12 protein-coding genes and 1 pseudogene are annotated in these 17486 nt (G+C 45.0%); 7 read left to right on the top strand and 6 right to left on the bottom strand.

The genetic code is table 11. From position 1 onward, the window contains the following. Positions 1 to 308 precede the first annotated feature (308 nt). Positions 309 to 3278, bottom strand: coding sequence for an L-glutamate gamma-semialdehyde dehydrogenase (pruA, locus tag MAE_RS22730; protein ID WP_012267614.1), 2970 nt, complete (start codon positions 3276 to 3278; stop codon positions 309 to 311). Positions 3279 to 3452: 174 nt separating this feature from the next. Between pruA and MAE_RS35900 the strand changes: the two genes are divergently transcribed. Both MAE_RS35900 and MAE_RS22725 read left to right on the top strand, forming a co-directional pair. Further along, positions 3453 to 3578 carry a hypothetical protein gene (locus tag MAE_RS35900; protein ID WP_269453943.1) on the top strand — a complete coding sequence of 42 codons (126 nt, stop codon included), beginning with the start codon at positions 3453 to 3455 and terminating at the stop codon, positions 3576 to 3578. 1308 nt (positions 3579 to 4886) lie between these two features. Continuing rightward, positions 4887 to 6071, top strand: a complete 1185-nt coding sequence (locus MAE_RS22725) for an NAD(P)H-quinone oxidoreductase subunit H (RefSeq protein WP_002760089.1) — start codon at positions 4887 to 4889, stop codon at positions 6069 to 6071. 888 nt (positions 6072 to 6959) lie between these two features. Here the strand turns inward: MAE_RS22725 and MAE_RS35400 are convergent. Beyond that, positions 6960 to 9692, bottom strand: coding sequence for a bluetail domain-containing putative surface protein (locus tag MAE_RS35400; protein WP_012267610.1), 2733 nt, complete (start codon positions 9690 to 9692; stop codon positions 6960 to 6962). Positions 9693 to 10021: 329 nt separating this feature from the next. On the opposite strand from MAE_RS35400, the gene MAE_RS22710 reads away from it, so the two are divergent. The 5 genes from MAE_RS22710 to MAE_RS22690 all read left to right on the top strand — a co-directional run bounded on the left by MAE_RS22710 (position 10022) and on the right by MAE_RS22690 (position 15777). Beyond that, positions 10022 to 11236: an ISL3-like element ISMae36 family transposase gene (locus MAE_RS22710; RefSeq protein ID WP_012267609.1), complete on the top strand. Its 1215-nt coding sequence runs from the start codon at positions 10022 to 10024 to the stop codon at positions 11234 to 11236. A 260-nt stretch (positions 11237 to 11496) separates the two neighbouring features. Next, on the top strand, positions 11497 to 13845 hold the full coding sequence (locus MAE_RS22705; protein ID WP_012267607.1) for an HD family phosphohydrolase: 2349 nt from the start codon (positions 11497 to 11499) through the stop codon (positions 13843 to 13845). Beyond that, positions 13842 to 14309 carry a DUF29 domain-containing protein gene (locus MAE_RS22700; protein WP_012267606.1) on the top strand — a complete coding sequence of 156 codons (468 nt, stop codon included), beginning with the start codon at positions 13842 to 13844 and terminating at the stop codon, positions 14307 to 14309. The genes MAE_RS22705 and MAE_RS22700 overlap by 4 nt, the downstream gene beginning before the upstream one ends. 38 nt (positions 14310 to 14347) lie before the next feature. Beyond that, positions 14348 to 14995 carry a Uma2 family endonuclease gene (locus MAE_RS22695; RefSeq protein ID WP_012267605.1) on the top strand — a complete coding sequence of 216 codons (648 nt, stop codon included), beginning with the start codon at positions 14348 to 14350 and terminating at the stop codon, positions 14993 to 14995. A gap of 101 nt (positions 14996 to 15096) precedes the next feature. Continuing rightward, positions 15097 to 15777, top strand: a complete 681-nt coding sequence (locus MAE_RS22690; RefSeq protein ID WP_012267604.1) for a Uma2 family endonuclease — start codon at positions 15097 to 15099, stop codon at positions 15775 to 15777. A 90-nt stretch (positions 15778 to 15867) separates the two neighbouring features. Here the strand turns inward: MAE_RS22690 and MAE_RS36215 are convergent. The 4 genes and pseudogenes from MAE_RS36215 to MAE_RS22670 all read right to left on the bottom strand — a co-directional run bounded on the left by MAE_RS36215 (position 15868) and on the right by MAE_RS22670 (position 17479). Then, positions 15868 to 16170 (bottom strand): annotated as a pseudogene (locus MAE_RS36215) (hypothetical protein). Between the two features lie 255 nt (positions 16171 to 16425). Further along, positions 16426 to 16833, bottom strand: a complete 408-nt coding sequence (locus MAE_RS22680; protein ID WP_002762643.1) for a ferredoxin — start codon at positions 16831 to 16833, stop codon at positions 16426 to 16428. Beyond that, a complete protein-coding gene (locus tag MAE_RS22675) occupies positions 16833 to 17219 on the bottom strand; it encodes a DUF1257 domain-containing protein (protein ID WP_002762644.1) in 387 nt (128 codons plus the stop codon). The genes MAE_RS22680 and MAE_RS22675 overlap by 1 nt, the downstream gene beginning before the upstream one ends. A 44-nt stretch (positions 17220 to 17263) precedes the next feature. Continuing rightward, positions 17264 to 17479 (bottom strand): DUF2997 domain-containing protein, encoded by a 216-nt coding sequence (locus MAE_RS22670; RefSeq protein WP_002752708.1) that lies wholly within the window; start codon positions 17477 to 17479, stop codon positions 17264 to 17266. Positions 17480 to 17486 lie beyond the last annotated feature (7 nt).

Raw genomic sequence — 17486 nt, 5'->3', positions numbered from 1 at the left:
GTGGGGAGACCACTTCGTGCGCGTTGCGGGGGGAGATAGGGGAGTGGGGAGATAGGGAAGTGGGGGGAAGGGAAAACAAATAAAAATAGTCTCCTGAATACTGACTCCTGACGACCGACTCCTGATACTAAATCCGTTGAGTAACGCACAGAAAACGGGTTTCTCGGAGAAACCCGTTTTCTACTCATGCAGAAGGCAAAACGGAGAATAAATAATCAGTTTTTAATAACTGGATTTAGTCTTAGCCGATAATTTAACCCGATTTGGGGGTATAAACCCCCAATAATCGCCAATTTTGGCTATATCGCTTAATCGGCCCCTTCAATCGGTGCAAATCCCTGACGTTGAATATTCTCGCTGATGTGACGAGGTTCGAGGAATTGCAGCAGATAATCGGGACCCCCAGCCTTGGAACCTACCCCCGACATCTTGAAACCCCCGAAGGGTTGACGGGAGACAATCGCGCCGGTGATTCCCCGGTTAATATAGAGGTTTCCCACTTCAAATTCCTGCATAGCTCGGTTAATATGGGCAGGAGTGCGAGAATATAAGCCGCCGGTTAAAGCATAGTCGGTTCCGTTAGCTACAGCTAAAGCTTCCTCGAAATTGCTCACTTTGATAATCGCCACCACTGGACCAAAAATTTCCTCCATCGCTATTACCGCATCAGGGGGAACATTTTTAAAGACGGTGGGACTGACGAAGTAACCCACTTCTGGAATTGGCATTTCTAGGGCTAATTCAGCCTCTTTTTTACCAGTTTCGATATATTCCCGAATTCTTGCTTGAGCTTTCTCGTCGATAACCGGTCCTACTTCCGTACTCGGTAAATCCGTCGGCCCGATATTGAGGGACTTGGTAGCCTCGACAAAGCGATCCACAAAGCTATCATAGACGCTTTCCAGAACAATTATCCGCGAACAGGCGGAACATTTCTGGCCGGTGTAGCCAAAAGCGGACTTAACCGCACCGACAACGGCCTGATCTAAATCGGCACTCTCATCGACAATTAGGGCATTTTTGCCGCCCATTTCGGCGATAACTCGTTTTAGGTGTTTTTGACCCTTTTGCACGATGGAGGCATCTGTATAGATGCGACAGCCCACTTCTCGTGAACCGGTGAAGGCGATTAGGTGAACATCGGGATGGCTAACTAAATGCGCCCCCACTTGCGAACCTTTACCCGGGATATATTGGAAGACTCCGGCAGGAATACCCGCTTCTAGGAGAATCTCGGCAAATTTCGCCGTAATCACCGAGGAAGTCTCGGCAGGTTTCAATAGCGTACAGTTACCTGCTACTAAAGCCGCTACTGTCATTCCAACTGCGATCGCTAGGGGGAAATTCCAGGGAGAAATCACTAAAGCAATACCCCGGGGTTGGTAGGAATAACGATTATTCTCACCTGCTACGTCGAAATTATGCCCTAAATCCAGTCTTTCCATCTCGGAGGCGTAATAACGGCAAAAATCGATCGCTTCTGACACTTCCGGATCCGCCTGTTGGATAACTTTGCCCACTTCCAAACAAATCCAGGCCGATAACTCGTGTCGTCGCGCTTCCATCAAATCCGCCGCTTTTCGCAGTATTTCGGCTCTTTTAGCCACTGGAGTGCGTTTCCAAGCGGGAAAAGCCTGTTTTGCCGCTATGATCGCTTTTTCTGCCTGTTCCACCTCAATTAAGCCCACTTTACCCACTATTTCCTGCGGGTTACAGGGATTAACGGAATTAATTTGAACATTGGTGGCGACGTATTCGCCGTTAATTAGGGGTAAATAGGTTTTACCGAGGGAATTTTTGACAAAAGTAAGGGCTTGACTCGCTTTATTTCGTAATTGCTCGTTGGCATAATCTGTATCGGGGGCATTAGGAAAACCGGGGATAATCGGGTTATCCTTGCCTAAAACCCGGGGGGCTGCGATTAAATCTTCCACGGGACGATCCTCCAAATTTTGCCTTAGGAAGGAACTATTAGCGGTATTTTCTAATAAACGGCGGATTAGGTAGGCCATACCGGGTAAGAGTTGTCCGTAGGGGGAATAAACCCGCACCCGATGACCCCGCTTCACTAACGCTTTGGCTAATTGGTCGCCCATGCCGTACAATACCTGCATTTCAAAGCGACGACGGGGAATTTCTAAACTTTCTGCGATCGCACAGGCCAAGGCTTGTGATCGCACGTTATGACTACCGATGGCGGCGTATAAATATTGATGATTTTCCAATAATAACTGCGTCATCCGTTCATAATTGGCATCTGTGGCCGATTTTTCGTTATATACCGGCTGTGGCCAATGATTTTGCCGAGATTTAATCGTTTCCTGATCCCAGTAAGCGCCTTTGACTAGCCGGACAGTCAGGGGATAACCGCGCTTTTTGGCCCAATTAATTAAATCTTGTAAATCTTGGGCAGAATCTCTTAAATATGCCTGTAGGGTGATGCCAATATCGGTACGACTGCGAAATTCTTCTTCTAGGAGTAATTCTTTCAGGATAGCCAGGGTGAGGTTTTTATAAACGTACTGTTCCATATCAAAATGGACTGCCACCCCTAACTCCTGAGCGCGTCGCAACAGTAGGCGAATGCGATCGCAAACTTTCTCCTTACTACCAATCGGATCCATGGGATCAAACTGAGAATAAAAGGCAGTTAGCTTGACAGAAACCTGCACTTGTGGTAATAAGTCGCCGTCCGCTTCATCAATTTGGCTAACTTTATTCCATTTGCTCGCTTCTTGAGCCAAATGGGTCATTAAATCCAGATAACTTTGTAGATAAACTTGGGTTTCCGCTTCAGTAATTACCGCTTCACCGAGGAGATCTATGGTAAAAGCCATTTTTTCCTTCCGCAGACGGGTGACAGTGCGAGTAATTTGCCCTAGGTCTTCCCCGGCGATATACTTACGAGCTAAGGTTTCTACGGATTTACTGATCAGACTGGCGGCCGTTTGAGCGGGTAGGGAGTTAGGATCACTAAAGTTGAGGATACTTTTCAGCGCACTGGGCAGTTCTACGGAAGCATCACCGAGGTATTGTTGGAGATGATTAGCGATCTCGGCATTACTGCGTAAAGCGGGTAAACAGTCAATAAAACGGAATAATTGTACTCGTAAATTGGGGTTAGACATTGCCCAATCGAGTAATTTATCATCCCAACGCATTTGATCCTGTAAAGCAGACCAAAGACCTTTTTTTTCCCGAGTTTCGGCTAAAAGTTGTCTAGCGATCTCTTGGGTTTTAGTTTCGTAGTTTTGAGTTGAGTCGATTTGGATAACCACGGTGATTCAAGTAAAAAAAATATCAACGGGATTCAGCTTTCAGCAAGCTAACGTCAGCCTTCAGCCTAAAATTCAGTTTTTGAGCTTTTTCAGCTTATTGCCGCTCTTAATGGCTCTTTTCTCTGGTTTATAACTCTTACCGAAGGACTAATCAAAGCTAATAACCGATCGATTTTGCTGAACATATTGTACTCGATCAAGCGGGGAAGTGGGGGTGTGGGGTGTGGAGTGTGGGGTGTGGGGTGTGGGGTGTGGGGTGTAGGGTGTGGGGTGTGGTGCGATTCGTTGGCTAGAAACTAGACAGTAAGACGTTTAGAGGATTAGCCGCTTGGTAAATGTAGTACCTTGATAACTTTATAACCCTACAGGTGCGGGTTAGTAATAACCTTAGTCCTGTCCTCTAGATGCCTAGAGTGACGGCATTTCCTGCTGCTTTAGACTTGGTACATCTGAGGTAGTGAGCGAGGAAAAAAAAGCGGTATCTGATAGCCTAAATCAGAAACCCGTTGAGCCAGAACCTATGGATAGCCCTGGGGCGAAGATACGAATTAACCATCGTCAACACCCACGAGCCAAAAGGCTGACAGGCTCGAAACAAAAGTTAACAGAGTTGGGGCTGATAGCTCATACCACTATCAGTAAGGCATTCCCGTTACTCTGTTGTGGACAGTATCATCCTAAGGGTTCAACCAATGGTTATAGGGAACGAAGTAACCCTGATTGACTCTGCCCGTTCGGGGCAGTAGGAAACCATCCGCAAGTCAATAGAGGGAGAGGATGTCCTTAAAAGCCAAGGCTTTGAGTAATATCAAAGATATGCTGACAAAGGACGGGTAACTAGGAAGTCTAAGCAACAATCAACGGTCATATACGCCCTAAAACCAACAATCTTGTCTGGTGGGGATACAGCCAAGAGGGTTGAATAGACAAGGAAATAATAATTCCCATTATTATTCTACTAATGACAGTAGCCTAGTTACTCAGGAGCCGGATACGGCGAAAGTCGTAAGTCCGGTTTTGAAGCAGGGGGTGGGAAGGCGACTTCCTGCTCTACTGTAACGAGAAATGGGGAGAATAAATAAAATAATCTCCTAAATCCTGACTGACTTGAAAATAGAAGCTGAAATAACGCCAATTCGTCGATCATACTAAATCCTTTGAGTATAGGCTACATATCAGCAGAGACACTCCTGCAAGGGGAGTGACTCTCAAATCATTACAGATGTGTCAGCGGCTGCGTGTAAGCATCCCACCGAAAAACTAATGCGCGGGGGGTTTGGGGGCGGCGCCACGCCCCCAACGGGGGGGTTTGGGGGGTAGAACCCCCCAAAAGCTTGGATTGAGTAATCAGATCTCAAGTAATACTAAATCCCTTGAGTATAGGCTATATATCAGGACAGGCAAGAGGCAAGAGGGGGAATACATAATCAGTTTTTAATAACTGGATTTAGGATCAGAATATTTTCATGCTTGACAGTGTAACTTGTTGCATCGTGACTGCCTCCTAAATTCTGCCGGCCGTCTCCTGATACCCGATAGTCCTTGTGTATTGTCAAGGCGTTTACTTATAATGACTTTAAAAAGATTTTCGGGATCATCGGTAGCCCTATGGCAAAAATTGAAACGAGAACAGAACCCATGGTTTTAAACATGGGACCCCATCACCCTTCGATGCACGGAGTTTTGCGCTTAATCGTCACCCTTGACGGGGAAGACGTGATTGACTGTGAACCCGTGATCGGTTATCTTCATCGGGGCATGGAAAAAATTGCCGAAAATCGCACTAATGTCATGTACGTTCCCTACGTTAGTCGTTGGGATTACGCCGCAGGGATGTTTAATGAGGCGATTACGGTCAATGCTCCCGAAAAATTAGCCGATATCGCCGTTCCCAAACGAGCGCAATATATCCGGGTGATTATGTTGGAACTCAACCGCATCGCTAACCATTTACTCTGGTTAGGCCCCTTTATGGCGGATGTAGGCGCACAAACTCCCTTTTTCTACATTTTCCGGGAACGGGAGATGATTTATGACCTCTGGGAAGCTGCCACGGGAATGCGGTTAATTAATAATAATTATTTCCGTATTGGTGGCGTGGCGGTAGATTTACCCTACGGATGGGTGGATAAGTGCGTGGATTTCTGTGACTATTTTGACCCGAAAGTGGACGAATACGAGAAATTAATCACTAATAACCCGATTTTCCGCCGTCGTATTGAAGGGATAGGCTGCATTACCAGAGACGAAGCGATTAACTGGGGTTTATCTGGTCCGATGTTACGCGCTTCCGGGGTGAAATGGGATTTAAGAAAAGTTGACCATTACGAGTGTTACGACGATTTTGACTGGGAAGTGCATTGGGAAACCGCCGGCGATTGTTTTGCTCGTTATCTGGTGCGGATTCGGGAAATGCGCGAATCGGTGAAAATTATCCGGCAAGCACTGAAAGGTTTACCCGGTGGTCCCTACGAAAATCTGGAAGCAAAACGGATGGCAGAAGGGAAAAAATCAGCTTGGAATGATTTTGACTATCAATATATCGCCAAAAAAGTCGCCCCCACTTTTAAGATTCCTAAAGGTGAACATTATGTGCGCTTGGAAAGTGGTAAAGGGGAATTAGGTATCTTTATCGTCGGTAATGATGATGTTTTCCCTTGGCGTTGGAAAATTCGGGCCGCCGATTTTAATAATCTTCAAATTCTGCCTCATATCCTCAAAGGGGTAAAAGTTGCCGATATTATGGCGATTTTAGGCAGTATTGATATTATTATGGGGTCAGTTGATCGCTAAATCTCTTTCAGGGTGAGTTATCTTAACTAACTCACCCTCGTTTTGGTCCAGTCTCATGTAATACCTGGACTTCCCCCATACATAGGGTTTGCTGAAAAAGTTGTTCGTGGGGGCAGGGTGTGGGGTGTGGGGTGTGGGGTGTAGGGTGTAGAGTTTTACCAGTTTTGAGGTGGCCAATTACCTAATTTTCAGGGAAAAAGTGCCTAAATTTCGCCCCGATCACTCCCATATCTGGTACTTTTTGATTGACAAAAAGTCTAAAGGTCTTACCCAATAAGGTTTTTAGATTTATTCAGCAAGTCCTACATAAATACTAAAAAATCAACAAAACCCTTAGGGAGCGTCTCAGAAAAAATTGAAAAGAGGCTACTGGGTACATTTTTCGCTTGAAAATGTCTGTACCGTTGACTGTATCTGGAGTAGAGCGATTCCGTAGAGTTGGCTGTATAGTGATCGCTAACCTTATTATAACAGATGGTGTGATTAATCTCTAGAGTCAGCGATTCCCTCTGTAGCCATGTTTTTGCTGGTTTTCTGCCTGGAAACAAGCTATAATGGTCGAAGGGTCAAATTTGAAAATTTTTGCCTCAAACCCTATCTGCGTAAAGATTTCAGGAGTTTGTAGCCAGTAGTTTATTAGTATTACATTGCTTTAAATCAGGCTCTGTAAGACTTTTAGCCATAGCCAGTATATTCATAGGGTGGAAGTTCAGTTATCGATGACTACAATGCACAGCAAAGCAAAGGATTAAGCCCCCATCACTACTACCGAATCACCCCCCTCTTAGGCTTCGCAGAACAACAACAGGAAGCTTATGCTTTGAAAGACCCCTAGTCGCAGTAGGAGAAGAGTCTCCTACTGCCTGCAAACTTGAATGATCTCTCAATCTAGATCACTAGCACTGGTGCGACAGCAATCTTGTAACCACTCAGTTGAATGATCGCATCATTAGCGGCTTGGAAACCGGCCACTCCATTATTGAGAGCGATAAAAGTATCATTTGCATAGTTTGGATTTGCCAATGGGTCTAGTGTAAAGGCCGCCGCAGTGTTAGCAGCAAAGGCCGCATTAGTCAAGACCAACTGAATCGCCGCTTCGGTTAAAGAACTAGCTGTCCCTTTCGATGCGGTCAAAGTGATTGGTGCAATAGGCGCAGGGGCATTAATGCTATCAAGACTAGCACCTGTGCCATTGTAGCCTTGAATAACATCAAAGCCAGTCAGCAGCGACTCACCGAGAGAATTGTAATTCAAAGTATCCAATCCATCGCTTCCCGTCAGGATATCTTTGCCAAGACCACCTGTCAGGCTATCATTACCGGCCCCACCGGTGAGGGAATTGACCAGACTATTGCCCAGAATGGTGTCGTTGAGGCTACCACCAATAACATTTTCAAAGGCAGTGGCACGAGCTAGGGTGAGAGTGAGATTCCCGGCGGTGACGGTTTGGGCGGCGGTACTGCCGAGATTGAGGTTGATGGTTTTAGTTGTAGTCGCCGCAAAGTTGAGGGTATCGGTTCCAAGGGCATCAATGAGGAGATCGCTACCCAAGACCAGATCCGTGTTGAAGAGGTAAGTGTCGTTATCGGCCCCACCATCGAGGGTGTCGTTGCCTCCTAAACCGCTAAGGGTGTCATTACCTCCCACTCCAGCCAGGGCATCGGCAAAGCCTGTCCCGACCAAGTTGTCATTGGCCGCGTTACCATCATTGTCAAGAATGGTGGCCGTAGCGTTGTCAGGGCCACTAATAGTGTAGCCGACCGGGGCAGTAATTGTGGTGGTGATGGTTTCACCGGGATCACTCAAGAGGTCATCCTTGGTGGGCAGAGTGATGGTAGCTGTGGGGGAAAGTGCCGCAAAGGTGACGCTGCTGGGAGTAGTGCCTGTATAGTCAACACCTGGAGTCGCTGTCCCCCCCAGGGTGTAGTTGACGGTTAAGGCACTGGAGAGGTCGCCGGTGCGGGTGAGGGTAAAGACACTGCTCACGGAACCGGCTTCGTTACCATCGGTGGTTTTGGCGATCGAGATTGTTCCTCTGATAATACTACCAGTGATAGCGTACTGTCCCAAACTACCGTAGTCGGTATAACCCGTACCTAGAGGATCGCCCTTACCAACCCCATCCACCTTTAAGTAGTAGGTGCCAGCGCCGACGTTGGCACTAATGGAAGCAGCCAAGAAATCCGCTGGGTTAGAGCTCGCCACCAGCACACCCGAAGCATTGTAGAGTTCCGCCAGAATGTCCAGATTCGGACCGCGATTAGAGGGGGTTACGGTCAAACTAATTGGCCCAGCCGCAGTGGTGAAGCTAAAGAAGTCCACATCGGTGTTACGCTCGATAATACCGCTGGAGCTTACCGCCGTTCCAAAGACGGTTAAAGTGCTGGCTGTCGCCAAAGTATTACCCTTGTCATCGACCCTGTAACCAAAGCCATTTTGGGTGGTAATAATAGCCAGGTCATCTTCGGTGTTATTGGCGGCCAGGTACTGCCCCTTACTCCACTGGGTCAGATTCTGATAGTAGCCAGCTCCCATAATTGGAGCCCAGCCCGTTTCCCCAGCACCGTGGCCGAGGTAGTACGCTTCCGAAGGAGTGGTTCTGCCGTCGTGCTTGAGTCCCAGGGTATGACCCACTTCATGGCTGATGGCCTCAGCCGTGTACTTTTCATCCGACAAGGTTTGGGTGCTAAAAACAAAGGTGGGAGTATCACTATTCCAGTTGAAGGAGCCTACATAGGCAACACCGCCAGCACCCGCACCGAACCAGTCATAGCTGCTACCGCCAATGGCGACCCGCACACCCCAGGCCGTATCTGTAGTGCCGCTCTTAATCAAACGATCCAGGGTGGGTTCTTGGGTGGTGACGTTAACATTAAAGGGGCTAAAATCCTCGACGACTCGTTGCCAGATGTATTGAATGCGCTCCAGTTCAGTGGTACTGAAGGAAGCGGGACTACCATCTAGATCAAAGGTGGGAGTAACAATACTGCTCTTCCCAAAGGCAGTATTCCAAAGAGTACCTGTAGTGGTGTGGCCGTTAAAGTCAAGATAGATGGTGTGGTTAGCCCCGGGCAAGCTGTTTAGCGAAAAGGTCTTAGTCAGATCGAGGGACGGTAGGGGCAATTTGTTGAGAGTTTCAGCTTCAGGGACAATCCGTCGAGGATCGACCGGAGGCAAGCTACATTGCGAACAGGTGCAAGGACCCGAAGCCTTTGAATCGCCCCCATGGAGACTACTAAACAACTGGGGGGAATGATCTTGACCAATCCACCCATCTCTGAACAGCTTGCTAACGTCATCCTGTTGATCATGAGTCGGCTGAGATGAGATCAGTGTTCTTGGAAAGGAATCAGCCAGTGTAAAGGTATTAGAGGCAAAGTTGCTCACCGCCGTCCGATCGTTGGCAGGGGAGGCTGAAACCGTAGGAGCCTCCGAGGAGACTATAGATGGGGAGGGGTTAGAGTTCAGGACTCCTAAGGGAGAAGTTTCCTTCGATACAGTTAAATCGTCGGAACCTGTTAAATCAAAGGTGATTGGGAAGGCTCCATCAAAACTCAAAAAATCGGCTAGAGATGACATATCTGTACTAGATAAATCGGAACTTACTTGTGTTGTCTTCATCAGCAGGCACACCCCATTTTCCGAAAATTAATCGGTCAATTACTTGGGGGTGTTGAATTCCTTCTGTTTATGGTTAGGGAAAAAGACAAGCCCAAGCTTTCTGCCTTGGGTTTAAATTTATTATACACCTGTTATACACCTGTAATCCGGCTCTTCGGGAATTGTTATGCAAATAATTAACTTAAAATAAAATTCGATGAGAGCGCCTACGCTCAAAAGTAGCTGAAATCCATACAGGGAAGGACTTAAGGCACAAACAGGTTAATACCAAAAGATAGACAATTGAGTTAAGATTTGATATAATAGCCAAAAACGAGATTATTTTACTTATGATACTTGACAAATTTTTGAACCTAAAAGGAACCTGTATTCAAGGCTATCTACACCTAGAAAATATCGGTATAGTTTGCCGAATCGAATCGAAAAATCAAAAAGCAACCTGTCCTCGTTGTGGGTTAGAGAGCGATAAACTCCACCAAAATCATCGACATTTAGTCAAAGATTTACCAATCTCAGGTCAACCAGTATACCTACAAGTTAATCGTCGTCAATTTAAGTGCGATAATTGTCAGAAACCCTTGAGCGAAGAGTTAGATTTTGTCGCCAAGAAACGAACCTATACGAAAAGACTAGCCGCAAATATACTCGAACAATTAAAAGAAGGAGATATTTTAAATGTTAGTCGAATAAATGACGTAACGGAAGAAGAGATTCAAAGAATGATAGAGGACATCGCCGAAGAAATTACAGAGCCAGACCTATCGGAATTAAAAAGACTAGGAATTGATGAAATCGCTCTAGTCAAAGGACAAAAAAATTACTGTGCGGTTTTAGTAAATTTAGATACGGGAAAACTAATAGCTATTCTAGAGAAGCGAACACAAGAAGAGTTGAGGGAAACGCTTACTGGGTGGGGAAAAGAGGTGTTAGAGCAAATTGAAGAAGTGAGCATAGACCTTTGGTTGCCCTATAAAAATTTGGTGAAAGAATTGATGCCATCGGCCGAGGTAGTCGCCGATAGATTCCATGTCATGAAACAAATTAATCAAGAGTTAGACGAACAGAGAAGAGCGGAAAAAAGAGCCGTAGAAGCGCAGAAAAATAAAAAACAGAAAGCGGAAAAAGAAGCGAAGCTAGAAGTTTTAAAGCGAAGTAAATATAGCCTGTTAAAAAATGAAGAAGATTTAACGGAACCCCAAAAAATTAAACTAGAAGCTATCAAAGAAAAATTCCCAAATTTGAAAAAGATGCAGGAATTAAAGGAAGAATTAAGAAAGATTTATGAAACCTCAAAGAATCCGACAGAGGGACTGCTATCCATCTCGGAATGGTTGGCAAAATCCTCCAGTGTTTTTACCAAGAGTTGTCAAACAATCCGAAACTGGTTTGGAGAAATAATTAGTTATTTCGAGCGAAGGACAACGAATGGGGTGGTCGAGGGAATCAACAATAAACTTAAACTAATAAAACGGAGAGGCTATGGCTTTAGAAACTTTCGGAATTTTTGGGTTAGAAGTATGTTATCTTGGCATCTTGTCTGTTGATTTAGCATAAAGGGTAACGAAGAGCCTGTAATCCTAAATCCGGTTATTAAAAACCGATTATTTATTACCTCTTTTCCCTTTTGCCTCTTGCATGAGTGCCTCATCTCAACAAGCAATTTAAATGCCCGGGCAGCTTACCTTTCGAGAAAAAATTTTTTTGCACAGGGAGTCCTTAAAATAGAAAAGGGAACACAAAACCAAATTGCTGGTATTTTTCCTCTGGGCATGGTGGCGCAGTTTATAGAATTTAGCTGGAATTTATGAATCATTTTCTGCATTCTTTCACTGTTTTTCCTGATTCTGCCCGAAAATCTCGCTCTTACTCCCTGGGTAAACTGCGACGACCCTTAATCTTCCTGTTTACCGTCGGTTGTCTGACTAGCGTGGTCGGTTATCGTTTCTATAATCAGCCGAAATTGGCCGTCGGGACTATTTCCCCCGTTACGATTATCGCCCCCGAAGATGCCCGTTTTCAAGACCAAGAAACCACCGCCCTCAAACGCCAAAAAATTCGGGCTGGACTGCTTCCCCGGCTGAAAAGAGACCCCCAAACCACCGCCCAGATCGAGCGATCGCTGCGAGACACTTTAGGGCAATTAAGTCAAATTAGCCCAATTTTGCGAAGAAATTCCATTTTAATGGGCAGAAATATTTCCAACGCCACAATGGAAACGCTGCTCACCTTTTCTGCCCCTCAATGGTCAACTCTACAGAGCCGCCTCAACTATGAAGAATCTTTTACAAACCTCTTGACAAAAGAGCAGGAATATGCTGTTAGCGAAATCCAAGCCTATCGTCAGCGCGTGACGAAGGGAAGCTTTGAGCAATTTATCGATCGATTAGGGCAATTACGGCAAATAAAGGAGCAAACCAGCCAAAATTATCGGCATTCCAGCTTAAATAAACTCAAATACGCCGATCTGATCACAGCGGCCCAAATGGGCGATCGAGAGTGGCAAAACCTAGAAAAAGCCCTCCTGCAAGCGGGTCGCCGGATTTTGGTGCAAGGCATTCCCCCGGGGATTTCCACCAGTCACCTACAGGATACCATCGCCGTGCAGATTAGCAGCGATCGCCTAACCAGTCGCCAGCAGTCTTTAGCCGAAAATATCCTTCTAGCAGCCCTGGAGGGAGAAGCGAACCTGATAGAAGATCGGGAGGCAACCAAAGAACAAGCCACTAAAGCGGTGGAAGCGGTAGATACGGTCATGTCTAGCGCTCAAACCGGTCAAATTATCGTTAAAGCAGGCGAAAAAATTACTCAAGCTCAGTTTGTTCTCATCGATGGTTTTGGTTTAAGCGAACGGGGCATTAACTGGATGGGTTTAGGGTCAACGGCAATCCTTGTCACCAGCGCGATCGGGACTTTTTGCCTCGTTGCCCAACGTCTCCATCGGCCTCTGCGTCACCGGGATTTTATTCTCTTGGGTTTACTAAGTTTTACCACACCGATCCTAGCGATCGCCAATATTCCCTTTACCAATCTGGCCGCCGTGGGTTTATTAGTCAGCAGTTTCTACGGCCCGACTCTGGCCGTCACCCAAGTCCTCTTAACTGCCGGTCTTTCCCTATTCAGCAGCCAAGGTATCAGCGCCGATTTAATCGCCGGGACGATAGGGGGACTATTAGCGGCTATGATAGCGGGAAAATTGCGTTCTAGGGATGAATTATCGCTGCTAGGGATGGGAATCGGAGTCAGTCAAGGGGGTGTTTATCTGCTCACTTACCTAATCGTTAGCGCCACGGCCAGCACGATCATCTATACTCTACTACCCACGGCCCTCGTCTATGGTCTATCGGGGATAGCTTGGACGGTAATCGCCCTAGGATTATCCCCCTATTTGGAACGCTGTTTCGATGTGGTCACTCCCATTCGTCTGGTGGAGTTGTCCAATCCTAATTGTAGTTTGCTCAAACGTTTGGCCACGGAAGCACCGGGTACTTTTCAACATACCCTTTTTGTCGCCTGTTTAGCTGAAGCGGCCGCCCGAAAACTGCACTGTAATGTGGAATTAATTCGCACGGGAACTCTCTATCACGATATCGGGAAAATGCACGATCCTCTCGGTTTTATTGAAAATCAAATGGGTGGCCCGAATAAACACGATGAAATTAACGATCCCTACGTCAGCGCCGAGATTATTAAAAAGCACGTTAGTGAAGGGTTAGTCATGGCCCGCAGACACGGTTTACCGCGAGTGATCCGCGATTTTATTCCCGAACACCAAGGCAATCTCTTAATTTCCTATTTTTATCAGCAAGCTTTGCAAAAATCCGCCCAAAATGGTCAAGAATTCGTCGATGAGGCGGCCTTTCGCTACGATGGTCCGATTCCCCAATCGCGAGAAACGGCGATCGTTATGTTAGCCGATAGTAGTGAGGCCGCTTTGCGATCGCTGAAGGAGGCCTCCCCAGAACAAGCTATGGATATGATTAAAAAGATTTTTCAGGCCCGATGGCGCGATCAACAATTAGTAGATAGTGGTATTCGTCAGGAGGAATTACCAATTATTGCCGAGGTTTTTGTGCAAGTTTGGCAACAATTCCACCATCAACGCATTGCCTACCCGAAAGCAGTTTTAGAAGTCTCCTCAGCCAAAAAAATATGAAAAAAGATACTTGGCTAAATCAGTTACAATTTCTCTACGAACAAGATGAACATCTCTGGTTGACTGAAACAATTAAACTTCTCAAGGCAAATCGTCTAGCTGAGTTGGATATTCAACATTTAATCGAGGAGTTGGAGGCTTTGAGCAAACGGGATAAAAATCGAGTTGAGAGTTTTTTAAGACAGATAATTATTCATCTTTTGCTGTGGCAATATTGGTCAAAAGAATTTGAATTAAATCATCGGCATTGGCAAGGAGAAATAGCCACTTTTAGAGTTCAGCTAAATGGATACTTAAGCACAAATTTAGAAAAATATCTCCTAGATAACCAAGAAAAAATCTATCAAGATGCCGTTTTTATTGTTGGTCAAAAAACTGAAATATCTCCTCACAATTTTCCTCTAAATTGTCCCTATTCCCTTGAACAAATGCTTGATAGGCATTGGTTGCCAGAGCGAAATTAGTTAAATCCCACAGCTAAAAATCAAGGATAATTACCAAAATGCTACTAATTACTCTCAACGAAAATACTTTATCTTTATCTCCGGGCAGTCAAGTTATTTTTCCCCATCAGACTTGGGAAGATTACGAAAGATTACTGAGTTTACGTCTCCAGAAAACCTATCCCAAACTCTATTTTAATCGCAAAACTCAAGAAATTCGGCTTATGTCTCCCTTACCAAGTCATGGCAAACGTATCAATCTTTTAAGTGATTTAGTAAAAATTATCCTTCGTCGTCAAGGTAAAGACTGGGAATGTTTTGATCCAATTACCTTGAAAATTCCGGGGGAAGCGGGAGTAGAACCAGATACTTGTTTTTATATTGATAATAGACAGGCAATTTTAGGCAAAGAGAGAATTGATTTAACTGTTGATCCTCCTCCCGATTTAGCTATAGAAGTGGACTTTACTTCTCTGACTGATGTAGAGGCCTATCAATTGCTGAAAATCCCCGAATTGTGGGTTTATCGTCGGGAAGAATTAAAAATATATCTGTTCAGAGAAGACGGTTATCAAGAAAGCGAAAATAGTCGTCTCTTTCCCGATATAAATATCAAGAAACTTTTTCCCTATTATGTAGAATTAGGCTGGAATCAAGGTTCTAGTCTTGCTTTACGTCAGTTTGAAGCTTTAGAGAATTTTAGTTAAAACACTTTTTGTATAAAAGTGAGCTTAATCCCCCCTGCCCCCCTTAATAAGGGGGGTGCCGATAGACGGGGGGATCTGACAATCCAAAAATAATTATCAAAATGCTACTAATTACTCTCAACGAAAATACTTTATCTTTATCTCCGGGCAGTCAAGTTATTTTTCCGCATCAGACTTGGGAAGATTACGAAAGATTGCTGAATTTACGTCTCCAAAAAACCTATCCCAAACTCTATTTTAACGGCAAAACTCAAGAAATTCGGCTTATGTCTCCCTTACCAAGTCATGGCAATCGTGTTGATACATTAAGGGATTTAGTAAAAATTATCCTCCGTCGCCAAGGCAAAGACTGGCAATGTTTTGATCCGATTACCTTGAAAATTCCGGGGGAAGCGGGAGTAGAACCAGATACTTGTTTTTATATTGATAATAGACAGGCAATTTTAGGCAAAGAGAGAATTGATTTAACTGTTGATCCTCCTCCCGATTTAGCTATAGAAGTGGACTTTACTTCTCTGACTGATGTAGAGGCCTATCAATTGCTGAAAATCCCCGAATTGTGGGTTTATCGTCGGGAAGAATTAAAAATATATCTGTTCAGAGAAGACGGTTATCAAGAAAGCGAAAATAGTCGTCTCTTTCCCGATATAAATATCAAGAAACTTTTTCCCTATTATGTAGAATTAGGCTGGAATCAAGGTTCTAGTCTTGCTTTACGTCAGTTTGAAGCTGTTGTCCTGAAATCGAAGGACTCTCGCTCGGAAATAGCCTCGATCGAATAAAATTCTTTCATCAGTAATCGTAAAAGAGTTTACGATCGAACTCTCGGATAATTTCCGTTTAACTAGGGGAATATAATCGGCTATCTCCATCTAATTTGATCGTAAACTTATCTCTTTTCTAGCTGCCAATAGCATTTCATAATAAACATTCCACTCGAAATAATCCATAGCGTCCCCTAGCTCACCAGAACGAAATCTAGGAGAGAATTCTTCCGAACTCATGGGATATTGATTTTCCTATTGCTTGACACGGGTTTCTAAATCCAAAATTTGAGCGTTAATCTGCCAATTTTCCCGTTGTTCGCTCTGAATTTTCCGATTCAGTAACTCTCTTTCTTCCTCGGAGAGAGAGAGAATGATTCGCGCGAGAGAATCAATCAGTTGGGTGTTCATGGTCGTTAAAATCCGAGATAAGTAGCTGGTTATAATTAAATTTAAAATGGATTTTAGGTTCGATCCCCCCTGCCCCCCTTGATAAGGGGGGGTGCCGATAGGCGGGGGGATCCCCCTTAATAAGGGGGGCATCTGAAAGTTTTCAATACCTACCTACTTAGGATTATTTCCCCTGAGAACTGTAGCAGATTCGATCGAGAACCGCTGCCATAACTTCTAGGAAATAATAGGTGGATGAGGCTGTACCTATCCACCCTAGATATCTAAATCTGCGGGGCTAAATTTCTTGTGAATCTGAGGAAAACCTAACTGTTTAATCACTTGATGTTTGCCTTCTTCCTCAAGGAATTGCAAATTATTATAATTAACCCAGTGAATACAGTTAACTGGACAAGTCTCGATCGCTTCTTGAATAATTTCTTCTTCGTCACCGTCCTGATTATAGACGCGAGAGCGACCGTATTCGCCTTCAATAAAAAAGGTATTGGGGGCAACGTGGGCGCAGTGTTTACAACCGATACAAGTGACCTCATCGACGTAAACCGCTTTCTGGCGCAGTAAACCGCCCAATTCGGGTTCAAAACCGGTGCGATCAGGGGAATCTCTTAGGAATCCCCCTAACTCTGGTTCAAAACCAGAGCGTTCGGGAGAAAAATCAGCCATTAGGCACTCCAACGTTGTACCACTAGACGAATAGAACCATCAGTATTTTTTTCCTGTGCTGCCACCTGAAAACCCTGTTTAGCAGTTTCTGCCAGGATGGTGTGGTAGGCATAACCTTGATTTACTTTTCTTAAAAATCCTTCTACGGTTAGGGGTTGTTGCCAGTATTGCAAATCGGCAACTAACTCGTACTCGTTACCATTCCAGCGAAAACCGATATCGTAATTGTTATCTTGCTCGATTACCACCTCTGCGGTTAAAGTTTGACCTTGATAACCTTTGACGGGGTGAGAACCCTCTTTCCATTCCATACCCATATCGCTCAGGGCGGCTTTTAGGTAGGATAGATCGCGGATTTTGGTTTTGATATTGCTAAAGTGTGACATGGTTTTTCAGTGGCTTAAATAAAGGGATCGGGAAAGATGAAAAATTACCAGTCGCTAAAAGTGGCTGCGTTGCTGACTTTCTCTGACTGGCTGACGGTTTGATGGTAATAATCCGAGGTTTTCTCTTGAGACATCAGCTGCCCGAGTTGTGCCTCGATCGCCGCCGTCACCTCTTGACAAGATGAACCGACTATGCCTGTCACCTTTTCCATAACGCGACCATCGGGATAGATAATAAACTCTAGGCTTTCCATGCTCATAGCTCTT

The organism is Microcystis aeruginosa NIES-843, from assembly GCF_000010625.1.
In the GTDB taxonomy this organism is placed as follows: domain Bacteria; phylum Cyanobacteriota; class Cyanobacteriia; order Cyanobacteriales; family Microcystaceae; genus Microcystis; species Microcystis aeruginosa.
Note: the sequence above shows the minus strand (reverse complement) of the source record. Positions and strands in the feature narration are given on the sequence as shown.